This is a genomic window from Sphingobacterium sp. UBA7253 (genome assembly GCF_002472745.1).
GTDB lineage: Bacteria > Bacteroidota > Bacteroidia > Sphingobacteriales > Sphingobacteriaceae > Sphingobacterium > Sphingobacterium siyangense.
In genome coordinates, this window is record NZ_DKSP01000215.1 from 12,647 (window position 1) to 33,057 (window position 20,411).

22 protein-coding genes are annotated in these 20,411 nt (G+C 39.4%); all 22 read left to right on the forward strand.

Features of this window, described 5'->3' with window-relative positions:
• Positions 1 to 169: 169 nt before the first annotated feature.
• Positions 170 to 850, forward strand: coding sequence for a response regulator transcription factor (locus B2X72_RS21635; RefSeq protein WP_075990802.1), 681 nt, complete (start codon positions 170 to 172; stop codon positions 848 to 850).
• Positions 840 to 2,222 carry a sensor histidine kinase gene (locus B2X72_RS21640; protein WP_286732286.1) on the forward strand — a complete coding sequence of 461 codons (1,383 nt, stop codon included), beginning with the start codon at positions 840 to 842 and terminating at the stop codon, positions 2,220 to 2,222. The genes B2X72_RS21635 and B2X72_RS21640 overlap by 11 nt, the downstream gene beginning before the upstream one ends.
• 157 nt (positions 2,223 to 2,379) lie before the next feature.
• Complete coding sequence (locus tag B2X72_RS21645; protein WP_286851468.1) at positions 2,380 to 3,570, forward strand: porin; 1,191 nt, start codon at positions 2,380 to 2,382, stop codon at positions 3,568 to 3,570.
• Positions 3,571 to 3,607: 37 nt separating this feature from the next.
• Entirely contained in the window at positions 3,608 to 3,910 is a 303-nt protein-coding gene (gene ureA, locus B2X72_RS21650) for an urease subunit gamma (protein WP_046674789.1), read from the forward strand.
• A 15-nt stretch (positions 3,911 to 3,925) separates the two neighbouring features.
• Positions 3,926 to 4,297 (forward strand): urease subunit beta, encoded by a 372-nt coding sequence (gene ureB, locus B2X72_RS21655; protein ID WP_075990804.1) that lies wholly within the window; start codon positions 3,926 to 3,928, stop codon positions 4,295 to 4,297.
• A gap of 2 nt (positions 4,298 to 4,299) precedes the next feature.
• The gene (gene ureC, locus B2X72_RS21660) at positions 4,300 to 6,150 is read left to right on the forward strand and encodes an urease subunit alpha (RefSeq protein WP_075990805.1); all 1,851 of its coding nucleotides are present in this window, start codon (positions 4,300 to 4,302) and stop codon (positions 6,148 to 6,150) included.
• A 10-nt stretch (positions 6,151 to 6,160) separates the two neighbouring features.
• Entirely contained in the window at positions 6,161 to 6,655 is a 495-nt protein-coding gene (locus B2X72_RS21665; protein WP_145327231.1) for an urease accessory protein UreE, read from the forward strand.
• A 23-nt stretch (positions 6,656 to 6,678) separates the two neighbouring features.
• Entirely contained in the window at positions 6,679 to 7,365 is a 687-nt protein-coding gene (locus tag B2X72_RS21670) for an urease accessory protein UreF (protein ID WP_145327228.1), read from the forward strand.
• Between the two features lie 18 nt (positions 7,366 to 7,383).
• On the forward strand, positions 7,384 to 8,004 hold the full coding sequence (gene ureG / locus B2X72_RS21675) for an urease accessory protein UreG (protein WP_088160017.1): 621 nt from the start codon (positions 7,384 to 7,386) through the stop codon (positions 8,002 to 8,004).
• Positions 8,005 to 8,016: 12 nt separating this feature from the next.
• The gene (locus tag B2X72_RS21680; protein ID WP_145327227.1) at positions 8,017 to 8,958 is read left to right on the forward strand and encodes an urease accessory protein UreD; all 942 of its coding nucleotides are present in this window, start codon (positions 8,017 to 8,019) and stop codon (positions 8,956 to 8,958) included.
• The gene (locus B2X72_RS21685; RefSeq protein WP_120333064.1) at positions 8,951 to 9,433 is read left to right on the forward strand and encodes an urease accessory protein UreE; all 483 of its coding nucleotides are present in this window, start codon (positions 8,951 to 8,953) and stop codon (positions 9,431 to 9,433) included. Before B2X72_RS21680 ends, B2X72_RS21685 begins: the two co-directional genes overlap by 8 nt.
• A gap of 42 nt (positions 9,434 to 9,475) precedes the next feature.
• The gene (gene mutY, locus B2X72_RS21690) at positions 9,476 to 10,525 is read left to right on the forward strand and encodes an A/G-specific adenine glycosylase (protein WP_286851469.1); all 1,050 of its coding nucleotides are present in this window, start codon (positions 9,476 to 9,478) and stop codon (positions 10,523 to 10,525) included.
• A gap of 19 nt (positions 10,526 to 10,544) precedes the next feature.
• Positions 10,545 to 11,003, forward strand: a complete 459-nt coding sequence (locus B2X72_RS21695; RefSeq protein WP_046674796.1) for a single-stranded DNA-binding protein — start codon at positions 10,545 to 10,547, stop codon at positions 11,001 to 11,003.
• A 239-nt stretch (positions 11,004 to 11,242) separates the two neighbouring features.
• Entirely contained in the window at positions 11,243 to 12,283 is a 1,041-nt protein-coding gene (gene pheS, locus B2X72_RS21700) for a phenylalanine--tRNA ligase subunit alpha (RefSeq protein WP_145327223.1), read from the forward strand.
• Between the two features lie 125 nt (positions 12,284 to 12,408).
• Positions 12,409 to 12,984, forward strand: a complete 576-nt coding sequence (locus tag B2X72_RS21705; RefSeq protein ID WP_046674798.1) for a TetR/AcrR family transcriptional regulator — start codon at positions 12,409 to 12,411, stop codon at positions 12,982 to 12,984.
• Positions 12,985 to 13,380: 396 nt separating this feature from the next.
• Positions 13,381 to 14,790, forward strand: coding sequence for a 23S rRNA (uracil(1939)-C(5))-methyltransferase RlmD (gene rlmD, locus B2X72_RS21710; protein WP_145327221.1), 1,410 nt, complete (start codon positions 13,381 to 13,383; stop codon positions 14,788 to 14,790).
• A gap of 11 nt (positions 14,791 to 14,801) precedes the next feature.
• Positions 14,802 to 15,200, forward strand: coding sequence for a hypothetical protein (locus B2X72_RS21715; RefSeq protein ID WP_088160022.1), 399 nt, complete (start codon positions 14,802 to 14,804; stop codon positions 15,198 to 15,200).
• Between the two features lie 205 nt (positions 15,201 to 15,405).
• Positions 15,406 to 16,158, forward strand: coding sequence for a hypothetical protein (locus tag B2X72_RS21720; RefSeq protein WP_075990815.1), 753 nt, complete (start codon positions 15,406 to 15,408; stop codon positions 16,156 to 16,158).
• Positions 16,159 to 16,376: 218 nt separating this feature from the next.
• Entirely contained in the window at positions 16,377 to 17,060 is a 684-nt protein-coding gene (locus tag B2X72_RS21725; protein ID WP_349681403.1) for an OmpA family protein, read from the forward strand.
• Between the two features lie 307 nt (positions 17,061 to 17,367).
• Complete coding sequence (gene miaB / locus B2X72_RS21730) at positions 17,368 to 18,804, forward strand: tRNA (N6-isopentenyl adenosine(37)-C2)-methylthiotransferase MiaB (protein WP_182983440.1); 1,437 nt, start codon at positions 17,368 to 17,370, stop codon at positions 18,802 to 18,804.
• A gap of 36 nt (positions 18,805 to 18,840) precedes the next feature.
• On the forward strand, positions 18,841 to 20,115 hold the full coding sequence (locus tag B2X72_RS21735; protein ID WP_075990817.1) for a sigma-54 interaction domain-containing protein: 1,275 nt from the start codon (positions 18,841 to 18,843) through the stop codon (positions 20,113 to 20,115).
• A gap of 9 nt (positions 20,116 to 20,124) precedes the next feature.
• Positions 20,125 to 20,411 (forward strand): LptE family protein (locus B2X72_RS21740; RefSeq protein WP_286851470.1); only part of this gene is annotated, 287 nt, incomplete at its 3' end.

Genomic DNA, 20,411 nt, shown 5'->3' on the forward strand with positions numbered 1-20,411 from the left:
AGCGGTCTTGCGGGAGTGTATGTGTTTTTTACTTGTTTTATAGGTTATTATCATATAATCGTCAAGAAAAAGCAAAAATAATTAAGGAATGTAGCTTTTTGGAAAAAGGTGAAATGTTAATTTTGTATTTTACAAACCTCGAATTTTTTACTGTTTAAAAAAGATACCTGTGGAACTATTACTAATAGAGGATGAACCATCCGTCATATCATTGATCGAAAGAGGCTTAAAAGAAGAAGGCTATCATATTAGTATTGCTATGGATGGTTATACTGGTCTAAAAATGGCGGGATTGAACCGTTATGACTTGATCCTATTGGATGTGATGTTGCCGGGTATGAATGGCTTAGATGTGTGCAAAAACATTCGGATGTCTAACAACGAAGTCCCAATTATTATCTTAACAGCATTAAATCAAACGGAGGACATTGTCGAGGCCTTTGATAGGGATGCGGATGATTACTTGACGAAGCCGTTTCGTTTAGAGGAATTAAAAGCTCGAATCAGTCGCTACAGCCGTAAATCCAAAACAGTTACCGAGCAGAAAAATATATTGGTATTTGACGATCTTCAATTGGATAGAGACAGTAAATCGGTTCAACGTGCCAATTCTCCTATTATTCTCACAGCTACTGAATTTCGTTTACTTGAATTTTTAATGCTCAACCGAAATAAGGTATTGAGCCGGATCGATATTCTGGAAGAAGTATGGGGTATGGATGTCGACTTAAGCACCAATGTTGTCGACGTGTATGTGAATTACCTGAGGAAAAAGATCGATAAACAATTTTCACGTAAACTTATCCATACGGTGATCGGTATGGGCTATGTAATCCGTCATGAAAATTAGGACCAAAATAGTTCTCCTATTTTCTATCATCAGCACCCTGCTGCTTGTTGTTTTTGCCATTTATGTGTCTTATTTCACGTACGACAGTCTACAGACCAAATTTTTTCATCGGCTTGAAGAGAATGCCGTTATTGTTGGAGATCATATCGTCCATCAGAAGGATGAAAATAGGGCACTCTATATTCAGGTAAAACGTAAATACCTGAAACAATTATCTGAAGGAACAGACCATCTCATTCGTGTTGTTAAGGGAAGTGATCGTGTTCAATTGCGGCCCGAACTTCCTATGCCGAAAACATTTTATACAGAGGTGATTCGTGACGGGAAAGGAAGATATATGCATGGCGATACTGCATTTGTAGCCGTTTTTTTTCAGGATCATCTTCACCACGAAAATTTGATTGTTGTATCGGAAGGGATTGATGATTACGGCCATGATGAACAGCGTCAATTGGATCGTACCCTGATCACCGGTGGGATTTTGGCGATTTTTTTAATTGTACTGATGTCTTTTTATTTTGCTGACCGATTATTGAAACCCATTAAGGATATCAACAATGATTTAGACAAAGTTGATATCGCACATTTAGACCATCGTCTGTTTAGTAAATTTAGCAATAGCAAAGATGAATTGGGTGTTTTGATTGCGAACTTAAATTCAATGCTTAGCCGATTGGATATCTCGGTTCAGTCGCAACAGAGTTTTATCGGAAATGCCTCTCATTCGCTAAAGACCCCACTTACAATTATCGGAGGAGAAGCCGAATTGGCACAACAGCTCCTGTCGAAAGAGCATGAAGCTTATTATTCACTGGAGACGATCGCAAAATATGCGGATAAAATGGAGTTGATTATCAATAATCTTTTGCAACTATCCCGCATGGGCTTCAAGGGGGAAGTGGACAATAAAGAAATTATTCGAATTGACGAATTACTCTATGAAATTTATAAAGCCGAAAAAAGTATTCATAAGGACCTCAAGCTTTCTTTTGATCTAACAGAAATTCCAGAAGATAGTGATGAGCTTACGGTTTTGGCTAACCCGGATCTGTTTTTTATTGCCTTTAGCAATATTATTTCAAATGCATTTAAGTACGGCAATGGAACGCAGGTTGGCGTAGCCATAAGTAGCGATAGCAAAAATATTACGATAAAAGTGTTTGACCAAGGGATAGGTATTCCTAAAAAAGACCAGCCACATATTTTTACCTCTTTTTACCGCGCTTCTAATGTCGGTGATATCTATGGCAATGGTTTGGGGCTTGTTTTAGCCAAAAATATCTTTGACCTTCATGGTGCTGAATTGTTCCTCAATTCAACGGAAGGTCAAGGCACTCTGGTCGTTGTTACAATCCCAAAAACTCCTTTCTAATTTCATTTTAATCTCATCCTTATTCCATTTTTAGGTGGCTGTGATATACTTGTACCAGAGATAAGTATAACTCATGGATCTATCTTGTTGTTTCGAATCGGATTATGTTTTGAAACCGCGGGATTGCTTCGTTACCATAAAGGAACAAAATATAAGGATGAAAAAAACACTTTCACTTTTTACAACACTGGGGATTAGTATAGCATCATTGCATGCGCAAGAGCAGATCCAAACGGACTCTGTTCAGGCGCAAAGAAGCAGCTTGTTACTGAAAGAACCCGCGCGAGCAAAATCATTTCAATTGGATGTCCTGTTAAGAGCAGGTCTGCAAACGGACAATGGGGAGGGGGAGTCTCAAGCAAAAGCAAACCTTGATGATGCCCGTATTTTGATGAGCGGCGAATACAATGATAGACTGTCGTATAAAGTGCGTTTTCGTTTGAATAGGTCATTTGCTCCAACGAGTCAGGATAATGGCTCGCGTGCATTGGACATGGCATTGATCAAGTACAAGTTTGGCAAGGATCTCAAATGGTCCGTTACGGCCGGTAAGCAAAGTGCGATGGTCGGGAGTTATGAATTTGAAAATAACCCAATTTACGAATATAAGTTCACAGACTATGTCGACCGTATATTGAATCTCTTTGTTGTCGGTGGAATGTTATCCTATGAAGTCAATCCGAATCATTCGTTACATGCCCAAGTTTACAACACGACCAATGATAGTTTTATGGAGCTTCATGCAAAAAATGATTTTGCTGTAGGTGATTTGGAACGCTCTAGTGTACCAATGGGAGCCTATTTCACTTGGGTGGGGGCATTTATGGATAAGCGTTTTAATACGAAATGGTCTTACAACATCTCTCAGTTTGCAAAGGGACATACTAATCATGCCGTTTCATTAGCGAATAAATTCAAAACAGCAAAACAGATGCTATATCTTGATTTACAGTACTCTTATCTTGCTGTCGATCATGCGATGATTGCATCTTCGGCGATCAACGAATTTTATGGTAGAACTGGCGAGAACCGTGTATTGGCCAAAGATGTGAACTACAGCTCTGCTATATTGCGCTATGATCAATTTTTGAGTAAAAAATGGGAAGTGGCTTTGAAAGGTGGGTATGAGGTCGCGGGATCGAGAGATGATAACCAACTCGGTAAGAATTTTCGCCAAAACTGGACTTATTTTGCGGCTTTGCAACATAAGCCGTTTCATAACCAGGATCTTCGATTTTATTTAGGTTACGTTGGTAACACCGTAAACTATAAGGGCTATATGGATATAGCCAAGAGTCAGTACAACTGCTTAGCCTTTGGGGCATATTTTACCATTCCAGTTTTATAATAATTCCTTTAACAAATTAACAAATAATTATTTTTTTATGCGTTTAACACCGAGAGAAACAGAAAAGCTGTTGTTGCATTTGGCCGGCGAATTGGCGGCTAAGCGATTGAAACGCGGGGTAAAATTAAATTATCCTGAGTGTATCGCTTACATCAGTGCCCAGATTATGGAGGAGGCTAGGGACGGAAGGTCTGTGGCGGACTTAATGTCTTATGGTACTACCTTATTGAAAAGGAGCCAAGTCATGGAAGGAGTCCCTGAAATGATCCATGATGTACAGATCGAAGTTACTTTTCCGGACGGAACTAAATTGGTGACTGTCCATGATCCTATTCGTTAATAAATATTGAATGATATGATTCCAGGAGAATACATTTTAAAAAAAGAGGAAATCAAAGCTAATGTTGGGCACAGAACCACAAGCATTGTTGTGAAAAATGAAGGTGATCGACCGATTCAGGTAGGTTCACATTATCATTTCTTTGAAGCGAACAAGTTGCTTTCCTTCGACAGGGAGAAAGCGTTTGGGATGCGCTTGAATATTCCAGCCAGCACCGCTGTTCGTTTTGAACCAGGGGAACAAAAATCGGTTGTTTTGGTTGAATTTGGCGGAAGTAAGGAAATCCATGGTTTTAATGGATTGACAAATGGGAAGTATACAGATCAATCGGTGAAGACCAAAGCCATTGATAAAATGAAAAAATTGAAATTCAGACAATCTAAATAAATATGGGAGGATGGAATAGACGCGAATGGATTAAAGTTGTAGGGCTCACTACTTTGGGTACTACTGTTGGTCTACATGCGCTTGGTTTAGATAAACTAGGTTTAGATAAATCATCTGTAAAATATGTTGATGGGGAACTTTATATACCGAGAGACAAATATGCGGCTCTTTTTGGACCGACCACTGGAGATAAGGTTCGTCTGGCAGATACAGAGCTTTTTATTGAAATTGAAAAAGATTTCAATGTTTATGGAGAAGAGAACAAATTTGGTGGCGGTAAAACTATTCGCGATGGTATGGGGCAATCGGCTCGTGCCTTGCGTGATGAGGGGGTGTTGGATTTTTGTATCACTAATGTCATTATCATTGACCACTGGGGTATTGTAAAAGGCGATATCGGTATTAAGGATGGTAAAATTGTAGGTATTGGTAAAGCTGGAAACCCAGATGTACAGGATGGTGTAACCGAGGGGATGATCATCGGTGCTTCTACGGAAGTGCATGGGGGAGCGGGCTATATCCTAACTGCAGGCGGTATTGATACGCACATTCACTTTATCTCGCCGCAACAGATTGAAACAGCGCTATATTCTGGTGTAACTACTTTTATTGGTGGCGGTGCGGGACCAGCAGATGGAACACTGGCAACGACAGTGACTTCAGGAAAGTGGTATATCGAGCGTATGTTTGAAGCGTTTGAAAACCTTCCTATCAATGTTGGTTTTTTCGGAAAAGGTAACGTGTCGACCACTAAACCTATTGAAGAACAAATTGAAGCTGGTGCACTGGGCGTTAAAATCCATGAAGATTGGGGAGCGACTCCGGCAACAATTGATGCGGCATTGAAAGTTGCTGATAAATACGATGTACAAGTTGCGATCCATACCGACACACTGAATGAGGCCGGTTTCTTGGAAGATACTGTTGCTGCGATTGATGGTCGTGTAATCCATACTTTCCACACGGAGGGAGCCGGCGGTGGACACGCTCCGGATATTATTAAGATCGCCATGTATCCCAATATCCTCCCTGCATCTACCAATCCAACAAAACCTTTTACGGTAAATACTGCTGAAGAACACTTGGACATGCTGATGGTCTGCCATCACTTGGATAAAAATGTGAAAGAAGATGTGGCATTTGCTGATTCACGTATCCGTCCACAGACAATCGCTGCCGAGGATATTTTGCAAGACATGGGCGTATTTTCAATTATGAGTTCGGATAGCCAAGCGATGGGACGTGTGGGAGAGGTCATTTCCCGTACATTCCAAACCGCCCATAAGATGAAAATCCAACGCGGCCCTTTAGCTGAAGATCAAGGGAAAGAAAATGATAACTTCCGTGTCAAACGTTATGTGTCTAAATTTACAATCAACCCTGCTAAAGCACATGGTATTGACCAATATATTGGTTCGATTGAAAAAGGGAAGTATGCAGATTTGATCCTTTGGAAACCAGAATTGTTTGGTGTAAAACCTGAGTTGATCATCAAAGGCGGTATGATTTTGGGCGCTAAAATGGGGGATGCCAATGCGTCAATTCCGACACCACAGCCAATCATTTATCGGCCAATGTTTGGAAATTATGGTAAAGCAGTTTCAAAACTATGCTTCAATTTCGTTTCGAAAATTTCTTTGGAGAACGGAAATATTCAAAAATTGAATTTGTCGCGTAAATGTCTGCCTGTGGAGGGATGTCGTACGGTGATGAAAAAAGATATGGTCCATAATCATGCAACACCAAATATCGTCGTTAATCCAGAAACCTATGAAGTAACAGTCGATGGTGTGTTGGCGACCTGTGAACCATTGAAGGAACTTCCAATGGCTCAACGGTACTTCTTATTCTAATTGGTTATTTATGTTGTTAGCAAGAGACATTAAGGGGAATATTTGGGCCGATAGCACAGATCAGAACAGTGTTGAACTTGATTTTTTGGAACTCGAATGGTTTGATACGGAAAGACGTATTATCCGAGGGTTCACTGTTGAAGGTCGAGAAATAGGCTTTAAAAATTTAGGAACGGAATCCTTGTTTGACGGTGATATTTTGTTCGAAACAACGGAACTGCGCATTGCTGTTCGAATATTGCCCTGTCCTTGCCTTGTTGTACGTCCTAAAAACCTCTTGGATATGGCTCGGATATGTCTCGAAATTGGCAACAAACATATCCCTGTTTTCATCAACGCTGCACATGAAATTATTGCAGCCTATGAAAATCCCCTTTGGGAAACCTTAGAAAGGGCGGGTTTTACACCGACGAAAGAGTTACGGGTGATAGAAAGAACACATACGTTACGCATACATCAGTATGCCGTAGTCCAGCACAAAATTACCTTGGCCAAGGGGCTCTAATACTTAATTAATAACGATTACATATGAATCCATTGTTGACATTAATGCAGATTAACGACTCTGTATTCCCGATTGGAGGCTTCACACATTCCTATGGTTTGGAAACTTATATCAATAAAGAGATTGTACATGATGCTAAAACTGCAAAAGAATATGCACAGACTTTATTGGAGCATAGTTTCTATTACAACGATGCCGCTTTTTTTCATAAAGCTTGGCAATTATGTGAATCAAGAGCAACCAGGAAAAAGATCGCTGAACTGGATGCATTGATAACCGCTTTCAAAGCTCCTTATGAGATTCGGGATGCCAGTAAGAAATTGGGAATACGGTTTTTAAAATTGACAGAAAAATTAAAACCGGTCAAGCGTTGTTCGGCTTATCTAAAGGCGATAAATGCGCAAGAACAGCATGGTCACTATGCAATGGCATTTGCCATGTTTGCCCATGCGCAGGAAATTAGTTATTCAGACGCACTGAGTGCTTTTTATTATAATTCTTTGAATGGTATTATGACGAATTGTGCCAAACTGGTTCCAATTAGCCAAATGGATGCACAGCAGATTTTGTTTAAACTACAGCCCTTGATTAATAAATTGGTCGGATTACAGCCCGAACTGGATGATGATCTGATCGGAAATTGTTGTATCGCTCAGGATATTCGATGCATGCAACATGAAAAATTATACACGAGAATTTACATTTCGTAAAAATAACTGAAATAAAAGATGTCTAAGAGAAATTACGTGAAAATTGGTGTTGCTGGTCCTGTGGGCTCTGGCAAGACGGCACTTATTGAACGGTTGACACGTTCGATGTCGGCAGATTATAGTATCTGTGTTGTAACAAATGATATTTATACGCGTGAGGACGCTATGTATCTACAACAGAATTCGGCTCTGCCCGCTGAACGTATTATTGGTGTTGAAACAGGGGGCTGTCCGCATACGGCAATCCGTGAAGATGCTTCGATGAATATTGAAGCTGTAGAAGAATTAGCGAATCGTTTTGAGGATGTGGAACTGATTTTTGTTGAAAGTGGAGGTGATAACCTGACGGCGACTTTTAGTCCGGATCTAGCCGATTTGACCATATTTGTTCTCGATGTTGCTGAAGGCGAGAAAATGCCACGTAAAGGTGGGCCAGGTATTACGCGCTCGGATTTGTTGTTGATCAATAAAATAGACCTTGCCCCTTATGTAAATGCCGACTTGGAAGTTATGCGCCAGGATACAATCCGCATGCGCGGTGAAAGACCATTTATTTTTACAAACTTAATGACTTTAGAAGGTTTGGAAGATGTGAAATCATGGATCAAAAAGTATGCTTTGTTGGAGCCCGTAGGTTAAAATTTATCGTATATGGATAGCAAAATCGTATTAAATGTTGCCAAAGAGGACGGCAGAAGTAGATTGAAGGAGAGTTATCATAATGCACCTTATAAACTAACGCATTATGGCGCGGCAGGATTGACCAATCATTTGGAAATGATCATCATGAGTGCATCGCCTGGTATTATGGATACGGATTATTTGCACATTGATGTTCATGTGAAAAAAGATGCACAATTGAAACTTTTTACACAGTCCTTCAATAAGCTTCATCCTATGAAAACTGGCGCAAGACAACATACGGACGTGCATGTTGGGGCCGGTGGCTTGTTTCATTACATTCCACACCCAGTAACGCCGTTTAAGGATTCTATTTTTAAGGCAAGCAATCATATTCACTTGGCTGAAGATGCAGTTTTGATGTGGGGTGACATTATTAGTGTTGGAAGAATTCACATGAAAGAAGCATTTGAGTTTGATAGTCTCCATACGCAAACCAAGATTTTTAGACAAGGTAAACTGTCCTTTATTGACAATCAGCTTTTGCGTCCCAAAAGTCAACCGATACAGAAGATGTTATTTTTTGAGGGATATACCCATCAGGCAACTTTTGTGTTCTCGGCTCTTTTTGCGCAAGAATTAAAATATGAATTGGATGAAATCTTAACTGTTGAATACAATGATATCTCTTATGGCTTTACGCAGGCTTCAAAAGATGTGGTTATCCTACGTGCTTTGGGGACTGATGGAGAGTTGCTTTACGACTTTTTACATATGTTGGGGCAATTGTGTTGGGATTTTACACAACATAAGTTTTCTGAAAGGAAGGAAGATACAGCCGTCGAAGCGATAACGGAAGATGAGAAATCGAAGACGGGGGAAATCACCGTCATTGAACACAGAAAACCTCGTCGAAAAAGTAAGCGGGAGTTGGTGGATGCTGTAGTGGTGGAAGGAACTAACTATGCATAAGGGGAGCCAGCATGACGAGATATGGATTGATGTTATCCCTGATTTTGACAAATTGAAGCTGGGCCGCGATTCAGATATTTTGGATCTTTCCTATTATGAAGTAAATAAGCGCGTTATCCAGCGGAAAACAAGAAAGGGTAATCTGGTGCGTATACAGCGTGATGATGGCAGCGCACTGCGTTCAGGACAGTGTATTTATCATCGTGGTGATTTATTCATCCAGGTCAACATTTTACCTTGTCTTTGTGTATTGTTGGATAGTCAGAATCTATCTGTTGTGGGCGAGTTCTGCTTCGACGTGGGCAATCGACACTTGCCGGTTTATCTCAAGGCAGATGGGCGATTTGCTGTTTCTTATGATGGACGTCTCTATCAGGCGCTAAAAGAAAAATACAAAGGCTTTATCACATTGGAAAATACGATTTTAGAACCTGATGAACAGATTACCTACATTCGTAGACCTATCCTCGAATGATGGAATGCTGGTATTAGCGAAAAATTGCGCATTTTTGTCGCTATGAAATTTGGCGAGGAATTGCAAGCATGGTATCGACAGCATAAGCGAGATCTACCATGGCGAGAAACAAAAGATGCCTACAAAATATGGCTTTCTGAAATTATTCTGCAACAGACTCGTGTCGAACAAGGCTTGCCCTATTATGTACGTTTTGTCGAGCGATTTAAGAATGTTGTGGAATTTGCGAATGCAGAAGAAGATGATATTCTTCATCTTTGGCAAGGTCTGGGTTACTATTCTAGAGGACGGAATATGCATAAGGCCGCGCGAATAGTTCGCGATCAGTATCAGGGTGTTTTTCCGGTAGATTATCAAACATTAATAACGCTTCCTGGAATAGGAGAGTATACTGCTGCGGCGATATCCTCTTTTGCGAACGATGAAGCCCAGGCGGTATTGGATGGAAATGTGTTTCGTGTACTGGCGCGATACTATGGCATAGAAACACCTATCAATTCTACGGAAGGAAAGAAGATTTTTACAGCTATAGCCAAAGAAAATCTTGATCATAAACACCCGGCATTGTATAATCAGGCTATTATGGATTTTGGTGCCACCCATTGTAAGCCCAAGCTGCCTTTATGTGAATTCTGTATGTTTCGTCCTTCCTGTTATGCGTTATCTAAAGGCCAGGTAGATCAATTGCCTGTAAAGCTTAAAGCCAAGGCAAGCAAAGATCGATACTTTAATTATTTTATCTCGAAGGATAACGATCAGATACTGATGTCTAAACGTGGTGAAGGTGACGTTTGGCAGAATCTATATGAGTTTCCACTTTTGGAGTCTAATTACAGCTTGTCAATTCCGGATGTTCTTAGCGATGAGTGGTTTATTTCCTGTTTCGGTTCCGATGCTGAACTACATGTTTTACAACAGCAGACAAAACATATCTTGAGTCATCAAAATATTTATGCGACATTTTTTGAGGTGCGGTTAAAAGGCGATCTAATTCAAAAAAAATCCAATTGGGATTATGTATTTCTAAAAGATTTAGATAAATTAGCTAAACACAAGTTGATCTTTATCTTTTTGGAAAGATCAAATTTTTAACCATTTATGCTTTTAAATTATGTCAGGAGTTAACAAAGTCATTTTAGTGGGACATCTTGGAAAAGATCCCGAAATTCGCTATTTAGAAGGCAATGTCTCTGTTGCCAGTTTTCCATTGGCAACATCAGAAACGTATAACAAAGACGGAAAAAGAGTAGAACAAACCGAATGGCACAATATTGTTATGTGGCGAGGTCTGGCTGACGTCGCTGTAAAATATCTAACAAAGGGGAAGTTAGTTTATATTGAAGGTCGACTGCGGACTCGTACTTATGAGGATAAGGAAGGTATTAGACGATATGCTACTGAGGTTGTCGCTGAAACCTTTACGCTTTTAGGTCGTAAATCGGATTTTGAGCCGAATGCGGGTGTAAGTGCTGGTAATACAGCAAACACGCAGGCGCAAAAAGTCGAAGATAAGGAAGTGGAGGTCGATTTTACGGAGAATGATCAGGAGGATAATCCATTACCATTTTAAGCTGAAGAATTTGAGATTATGTAAAAACTTTACATGTATAGTAAATATAGTAAAATCATCAAAAAACAAAAGAGCAGGCAACTAGGCCTGCTCTTTTGTTTTATTAGCGTTTTGGGTGTGGAATTCTGATTACCTTCTCCCAAGCGAGTAGGCTGTTTCTGCTATGTGTTCTTTTATGATGCTCAGTCGAAGTTCAAAATTTCTTTTTAGCGGAAATTTTGGCTATGTTTGCTCTAATTATGTTGCAAGATAGAATTACGCAGTATACTGAAGAGATTAAGGCATTTGCGCCAGCTTCTTCAGCCGATGTAGAAAATTTCAGATTGAAGTTTTTGGTTTCCAAAGGGATTGTGAAAAATCTTTTTGATGAATTCAAAACAGTTACGCCTGAAGAGAAACGTACTTTGGGAAAAGTGTTGAATGAATTTAAGCAGTTCGCAGAAAATACATTCAAAGAAGCACAAGAAAAGTTCGGGTCTGGTGAGAAGCAAAAATCACAGGAATTTGCGAGTGATTTAACATTGCCTGGTCAAGGTTTTCAGCTGGGGTCTAGACATCCAATCTCTTTAGTTCGTAAAGAAATTGTTGAAATTTTCAAGAAATTAGGCTTTATTGTGTCAGAAGGGCCGGAAATTGAAGATGACTGGCATAATTTTTCTGCGTTGAATTTTCCACCGGAACATCCTGCGCGTGATATGCAAGATACTTTCTTTATCAAAAAACAGGAAGGTAATGACATTACATTGAGAACGCATACATCTTCGGTTCAGGTGCGTTTAATGGAAGCCGGAAAACCACCGTTTCGTGCGATAATGCCTGGACGTGTTTATAGAAATGAAGCTATATCAGCCCGTGCACACTGTTTCTTTCACCAAGTAGAAGGTTTATATGTAGATGAGAATGTTTCTTTTGCCGATTTGAAACAAACTTTATATCATTTTGTTCAAGAGATGTATGGCGAAGGTACCAAAGTACGTTTCCGCCCATCCTATTTTCCTTTCACTGAACCTTCGGCAGAAATGGATATCTCCTGTACAATCTGTAAAGGGGCAGGGTGTAACTTGTGTAAGTACTCTGGCTGGGTAGAAATTTTAGGTTGCGGTATGGTAGATCCTAATGTGCTTGATAACTGTGGTATTGATAGTAAAAAATACTCAGGTTTTGCATTTGGTATGGGAATAGAACGTATCACAAACCTTAAATATGTGATTAAAGACCTACGTCTTTTCTCAGAAAATGACACGCGTTTCTTGTCTCAATTTGAGACCGAATTAATATAAATTAATCATTGTAAAGATTGTGGCATCACATTATTCTCTACGATAATTAGGCAAGAGAATAATGTGATGCTTTTTGGTCTTTAAGCTTTGTAGATGACTTTCAACATTCGTACGATCTAACGTATATGGAACCAGATTATATTATTGAATCCATAAAAAGAACAGCACGTGAGCTCTTTCGTCAAAATGGCTACCATAAAACCAGTGTGAACACATTGGCAAAAAAAGCTAAGATTGCGAAGGCGACGGTGTACAAGTATTTTGATAGTAAAGAGATGATCTTGCATGCCATTCTCATGGATTATCTCCGTGCGAGTCTGCAGGATATTTTGAAAACAACCAAATATGAGGATGATATGGCTTCGTTTTTGGCTTCAACAATTTTGCGGGTAAGCCGACTGACCTATACGGCTTGCAATGAATTGATCGGTTGGGAGTTTATCCGGGAATCTGCGAACGCACAAGAATATCTAAAGACGCTTTCTGAAGATTTGGAGTTTCTGCTCCTAAGCACATTCATTCAGAATGAAAAAATAAATGAAGCGATTAGTGAAGAAAAGCTGACCTTTTTGATCAAGTCTAGTAAGAGTATTGTGTTTTCTTTTGCTTTTACGGCCGTCTCAGATGCCGATGTGCGAAAAAACTTTATTTCGTTTCAGAAAGAGATCCTTCCTTATCTTGTTCAGGCAACAGTTCAGTAACATTATTATAACGCGCTCATCCCTTTCTAATTCACGACGTTATCTTTTTTTTGCATGTTCACTTTTTTATGATGCTCAGCAACGTTAATGGTATTGTCGGGTTGTCTTCGTATTATGTTCGTACCACCTTCGGAGATGAACAGTCTTGCAACTATTATTGACCAGACCCTGAACAGATAATTCCTGTTCAGCGTTTGGTCGGAATCTGATCAGCAACGGTACACGATCTGTATCGCATCCGAACAAGGTACGAACAATGTCCGAATCTGATCCCGGTATTCTATTCGTTCGAAACTTATCATACCTGTCAGGTACTCGTTTATGCCAGTGATAATCAATGGCTATAAATCATTTATGCAGATGAAAAATCGGTATAAATTTGTATTTTTGCACCCTATGAGTAGAAGAATTCCGCAAGAGAAAAAGTTCTTGAAAGATATTGCCATCATTGATATTGCCGAAGAGGGTAGAGGTGTTGGAAAAACCGAAGATTTGGTTTTGTTTGTAGAAAAAGCTGTTCCTGGTGATGTTGTTGACGTGGAGCTTATGCGCAAGAAAAAGAATTTTGCGGAGGCTCGGGTGACCAGTTTAAAAGAGGCTTCATCTTATCGTGTAGATCCGTTTTGTGAACATTTCGGAGTGTGTGGCGGATGTAAGTGGCAGCATATGACCTATGATGCTCAGCTAAAATTTAAGCAACAATCTGTCGATAATGCCCTTTCGCGTATTGGGAAAGTAGATACTTCGGCGATGGAAAGTATTTTAGGCTCTGCGCAAACAGAATATTACAGAAATAAATTAGAATATACTTTTTCAAACAAAAAATGGTTGACTTCTGTTGATGAAGATTCGTCCCAATTAGAAATGAATGCACTGGGTTTTCACGTGCCTGGACGTTTTGATAAGATTTTAGATATCGATCATTGTTTTTTGCAAGAAGATCCTTCAAATGAAGTTCGTAATAGTATCCGTGATTTTGCTCTTAGTCAAGATATGACGTTCTACGATTTGCGTGAACACACAGGTGTATTGCGTAATTTGATTATCCGTATTTCTTCAACCGGGGAGATGATGGTGATCGTTGTGTTTGCATATCCGGAAGAAGGACAGGTTGAGTTGTTGATGGAATTTGTTAAAGAAAAGTTTCCTCAAGTCGCTTCCCTGTTATATATTGTAAACCAGAAACGCAATGATACAATCTTCGATCAGGATATTCATGTATATGCCGGTCGTGATTTTATCTATGAGGAGATGGAGGGCTTGCGTTACAAAGTTGGGCCTAAGTCGTTCTATCAAACAAACTCTGCACAAGCGTATGAGCTGTATAAAATCACACGTGACTTTGCCGATTTAAAGGGGGATGAGTTGGTGTATGACTTGTATACAGGAGCGGGTACAATTGCAAACTTTGTCGCTAAGAGGGCGAGAGAAGTTGTTGGTGTAGAGTATGTTCCTACTGCCATTGAGGACGCTAAAGTCAATTCGTCGATCAATGATATTACGAATACAAAGTTCTACGCTGGAGATATGAAAGATGTGTTGACCCCTTCCTTCATAGCTGAACACGGAAAACCAGATGTGGTGATTACAGATCCACCACGTGCAGGAATGCACGCTGACGTTGTAGCTCGTTTGTTAGAAATGGAATCACCGCGTATTGTATATGTCAGTTGTAATGCTGCTACACAGGCACGCGATTTGGTGTTGTTGGGCGAAAAATATGAGGTGAAGCGGATCAAGCCAGTAGATATGTTTCCGCATACCCAACACGTTGAGAATGTGGTTTTATTGGAATTAAAGAAGTAATAGCATACAGTATGGAAGTAGAAGATTTATTTGCAGGATCTGCAAGAGAAGAAAATACACCGTCTACAGAGCAAAGTCCATTAAAAAGTCTGCAGGTAGATCTCGATTTTTATAGTGAATCAATCCGCGAAGTAGCGCTGGAGATTGTTGAAGAAGGTTATTCTGACTACCCAATTTTTGTCGCACATCAGCATGAAGTTTCCGTTGGCGAAGTGATATTAGATCGTAAGGAACTGGAGACGAAATGGAGCATAAACGCCTCGACACTGGAAGAGTTTGTAGAAATGGATATTATTCAAGAAGATCGTAAAGCGTCTTTTATTCAGAACTATAAGCCTGCGAAAGACTATATGTGCTTGTTTGTTGTAGTTGCTGAAGGGGCTAATTTTGTTTTTTATCCATACAAATGATAAACAAAGAATATTTAAACTTTTTTAACAGTACAAGTGTCAAACTATTATTACTTTTAACAAAGTAGGTTAGGTGTAGCTGGGAATTAATAAGATTGAAATAAATTATAAGCTGTTCCTTACGGAAATGAATGTTTGACCCAATGAAATTGTTGATTTACAATCGCACTGAAACCAATTGGGGTAATTGAAGAGAGATAATAGGATGAAAATAATACATATACATATATTAGGGCTTTTTTTGCTGTTATTCACCTATTTTGGAGCTACTGCGCAACAACAGCAGAAGGTTTCGGGAATGGTGCTGCAAAAGGGGAACGGTAATCGCATTGGAGATGCTGTGGTGCTTAATATGCGCACGCACAGATCAACGTTGAGTAACTCTTTTGGTGTTTTTACGATTGATGCATCGGTAGGAGATTCCCTGTCTTTTACCAAAGTCGGGTATTCACCTGTTAAAACCGTGCTGACCAACCTGAATGAGTTTTATGTGGAATTGCAAGAAGGGATACGATTGGAGACCGTCATCGTTGAGCGAAAAACGAAAGAGGCCGAATTAAATGATGCCATGAATAATTACGCTAAAAAGGGTGTTTATAATGGGGGTAAAAATAAGTTCGGAACCTATCTGGGTAGTCCTGCAACCGCCCTTTATAATCTTTTTGGAAGGGAAGCCAAAAATGCGAAACGCTTTGGGCGATTTATGGATAGGGAGAAGGAAGAGTTACAAGTTGATCGTATTTTCTCTCGTGAAGCCGTTAAAAATCTGACGAAGCTGGATAGTACAGAATTAGACGCCTTTATGATACGTTACCGTCCATCTTTTGATCTGGCTGAGCATTGGGGACAGTATGATTTAATGCATTACGTACAACAATCTATGGACGACTTTAATGCAAAGGGAAGGCCTAAAGGAGCTCTTTTACCTGATATTGAAGTAAAGACCCAAGAAAAATAAAAACATTTTGCTTTTGTTACTGTTAGCTGTTTGTACAAGTAGGAAAAGGTGATTTAAAATTATGTAGCGTATCGACGTCATTTTTGGAAGTTTTAACGGCCTTTTTCAGTGTTTTGTAACAAAAAAGTTGATAAAAATGTCTTTTGGCACTTTGTTTGATTTTAGAAGAACGGTATTTAATTTGAATATTAAAAGTCTTAGATAGCATACATATGAAAATGAATAGAAAATTAGCTGTATTAGGTTTGACAGTTGCAACCTCAGCTATGTTATTTGGAAGTTGTTCTACCATCCAAAATACAAATAATACGACTAAAGGTGGCGTAATCGGTGGTGTTGCCGGAGGTGCTTTAGGTGCATTGATCGGTGGCAAAGCTGGTAATACGGCTATCGGTACATTAGCAGGTGCTGCAATTGGTGGAGCTGCCGGTGTATTGATTGGTAAAAAAATGGATAAACAAGCTGCTGAGATTTCTAAAACTGTTGAAGGAGCTGAAGTTACGCAATCTGCGGAAGGTATCGTGGTTAAGTTTGATTCAGGTATTTTATTTGATTTCAATAAATCAGATTTGAAAGCGTCCGCTAAAGATAATATCGCAAATTTGGTAACAACCTTGAACAAAGAACAAGGTACTGAAATCCTGGTTATCGGACATACAGATAATGTAGGTACGTTGGCTGCGAATGAAAAAGTGTCTTTGGACCGCGCAAATTCTGTACGTGCATTTGCGGTATCTAAAGGCTTAGCGTCTTCGCGTATTAGAACTGAAGGTAGAAACTTCTCTGAACCAATTGCAAGTAACGATACGGAAGCAGGACGTGCTCAAAATCGTCGTGTTGAAATCGTTATTGTTGCAGGTGATCAAATGAAAAAAGAAGCGAAACAACAAGCAGGTCAGTAAGCATTCTCAGGAATATTCTCCTGAAACAAATCTATTGATCTTGAATTATAAGAAAGCGTTGATTTAATCAACGCTTTTTTTGTGAAATACAGCGTGTCAGAATTTTATATAGTCCATTTGCTCCTAAAATTTGACAAAGGATAAACCATATTTCTGTCTGACAAACTGTCATTATATGGATTTAAATTTCTAACTTTGTAGTCTTTGAAATAACTAAGGGCATAAAATCAGATCAGCAAAAGATCGGTCATTGCATTGGTTATGTCATCGAAAATAATAAAAATTATATTCTATTGAATATCGAGCTATGCTAGATTTAACACATACCACTAAGGAACACGACGAATCTCGTCAGGGTGAGGCATTATTATTAGAACAGGATCCGACGTTAAGTAATGGACGCAAACTGTATATTGAAAGTTACGGTTGCCAGATGAATTTTTCGGATAGTGAGATTGTTGCTTCTATTTTGTTGGATAAGGGATTTGAAACAACCAAGAATTATCAGGAAGCGGATGTGGTTTTTATTAATACCTGTTCAATCCGCGAAAATGCAGAACAGCGTGTGCGCAATCGTCTAAAGGAATTTGAAGCTGCTAAAGCAAAAAATCCTGGAATGATCGTTGGTGTGCTGGGGTGTATGGCGGAGCGTTTGAAATCGAAATTCTTAGAGGAAGAGAAGTTGGTTGATGTCGTTGTAGGGCCAGATGCTTATCGCGATCTACCAAATTTGATTGATAAGGTTGACGATGGAGCTAAAGCTGTAAACGTTTTGTTATCTAGAGAGGAAACGTATGCCGATATTAATCCAGTCCGTTTGAATTCAAATGGTGTAACAGCTTTTATTTCGATTATGCGTGGCTGCGACAACATGTGTTCTTTCTGTGTTGTTCCTTTTACACGTGGACGTGAACGTAGCCGTGATCCGCAATCTATCGTCAAGGAGGCCCAAGATCTCTTTAATGCAGGCTATAAGGAGGTTACGTTGTTGGGACAAAATGTGGATTCCTACAAATATACTGCTCCAGTAGCTGAAGGGGAGGAACCGGGTGAAACTATAACATTTGCTAGCTTGCTTACGATGGTTGCTGAAATCAGCCCGCTTTTACGTATTCGCTTCTCTACTTCCCATCCAAAAGATATTACAGATGAAGTTTTATATGCAATAGCTTCGCATGAAAACATCTGTAATTATATTCACTTGCCAGTTCAATCTGGAAATTCCCGGGTATTGGAATTGATGAATCGTACCTATGACCGTGAATGGTATATGGAACGTGTGGATGCCATCCGCCGTATTATTCCTGAATGTGCTATTTCTACCGATGTTATTACAGGTTTCTGTACTGAAACAGAAGAGGAGCATCAGGAAACATTATCTATGATGGATTATGTCAAATACGATTTCGCCTATATGTTTGCTTACTCGGAAAGGCCAGGTACTTTGGCTGCAAAAAGATACGCAGATGATATTCCAGAGGATGTAAAAAAACGTCGTTTAACAGAAGTTATCAATAAACAGCGCGATCATAGCTTATATCGTTATCAACATTTTGTTGGCAAAGTATGTAAAGTGCTTGTCGAGGGATTTTCAAAAAGGTCTGAGTTCGATTTTTGCGGTCGTAATGATCAAAATGCATTGGTGGTATTTCCAATTGATCCTCGATTTAAACAAGGTGATTATGTGAATGTACTTATCGAGTCATGTACTTCTGCGACATTATTGGGAAAGATTGTTGATTAAGAAAACTTAGATTGTTTTATTTCCAACTGGAAATTTATGGATAACCAAGATATAAAGAATAGATTTGGAATTATCGGTAATTCGCCTTTGTTGAACCGTGCTATCGATATTGCACGACAAGTGGCTCCAACTGATATCTCCGTATTAATACAGGGTGAAAGTGGGAGTGGTAAAGAAGTTTTTTCGCATATTATCCATCAATTAAGCTCCCGTAAGCATGGCCCTTTTATTGCGGTCAATTGTGGAGCTATACCAGAGGGGACCATTGACTCCGAGTTGTTTGGTCACGAAAAAGGTTCTTTTACGGGTGCCCATGAAGCCAGGAAGGGATATTTTGAAGTTGTTGATGGTGGAACAATCTTTCTGGATGAAGTGGGTGAGTTGCCTTTGGGGACACAAGCGAGATTATTACGCGTATTGGAATCAGGGGAATATATACGGGTAGGGTCATCCAAGGTACAGAAGACAAATGTGCGGGTGGTTGCTGCGACAAATGTGAATGTGTTTGAAGCCGTACAAAAAGGTAAATTTCGTGAAGATCTTTATTATCGCTTAAATACTGTGCCCTTGCGTGTGCCGTCTTTACGTGAAAGACCTGAAGATATCAACTTATTATTTCGCAAGTTTATTGTGGACTTTTCTGAGAAATACCGTACACCTGGCGTTCAATTGACAGAAGATGCACAGAATATGCTACGCAACTATAGCTGGCCCGGAAACGTGCGTCAACTGAAAAATGTTGCGGAACAAATCGCTGTTTTGGAGAAAGAACGCATTGTTGATGCATATACACTTCAAAATTATCTACCCAATGAATCCCGAACGAGTTTGCCAGCGGTCGTTCCTTCAAATAATGGTGGAAAAGAGGATTTTTCAGAAAGAGATTTGCTGTATAAAGTCTTATTTGATATGAAGAAGGATATGGTTGATCTGAAAAAACTGGTGGTTGAATTAATTCAGAAAGGTGTCGATTCTAACACATTTGATCAAAATTCTCCCTACATTAATCAATTGTATCAGGAGATTGAACCACAATTGAAAGCAGATCCAGAAAATTATAATACAACCCCAACGCTAACGATACATTCTCCGGCAAATCCGACCAATGTATTAAAAAATCCTGTTGCACAGGATGAATATCTTCAGGATGCTCAAGAAGTTGAGGAATCTTTATCGCTTGTCGATAAAGAGTCTGATCTGATCAAGAAAGCACTGAAAAAGCACCGTGGTAAACGTAAAGCTGCTGCGCAGGAGTTGGGAATTTCTGAAAGAACTTTGTACAGAAAAATTAAAGACTTAAATTTAGATTAAGGTTTACAGATGTTGTCAAGAAAAATTTTATATGCTTTTCTCACCACAATCTTTTTGTTTGTAATGAATAGTTGTGGGGTAAAATATGGATTTACTGGTGGATCCATTCCTGAGGGAATGAAAACAGTCAATATTCAATATTTCGAAAATATAGCTCCTTTGGTTTATCCGACGTTAAGTCAGAATTTTACGGAGGCACTGAAAGAGCGTATCCGTAACCAATCTCGATTGAGTCAGGTGAATCAAGACGGTGATGCTACCTTTGAAGGATTTATTACAGAGTATTCGATAAGTCC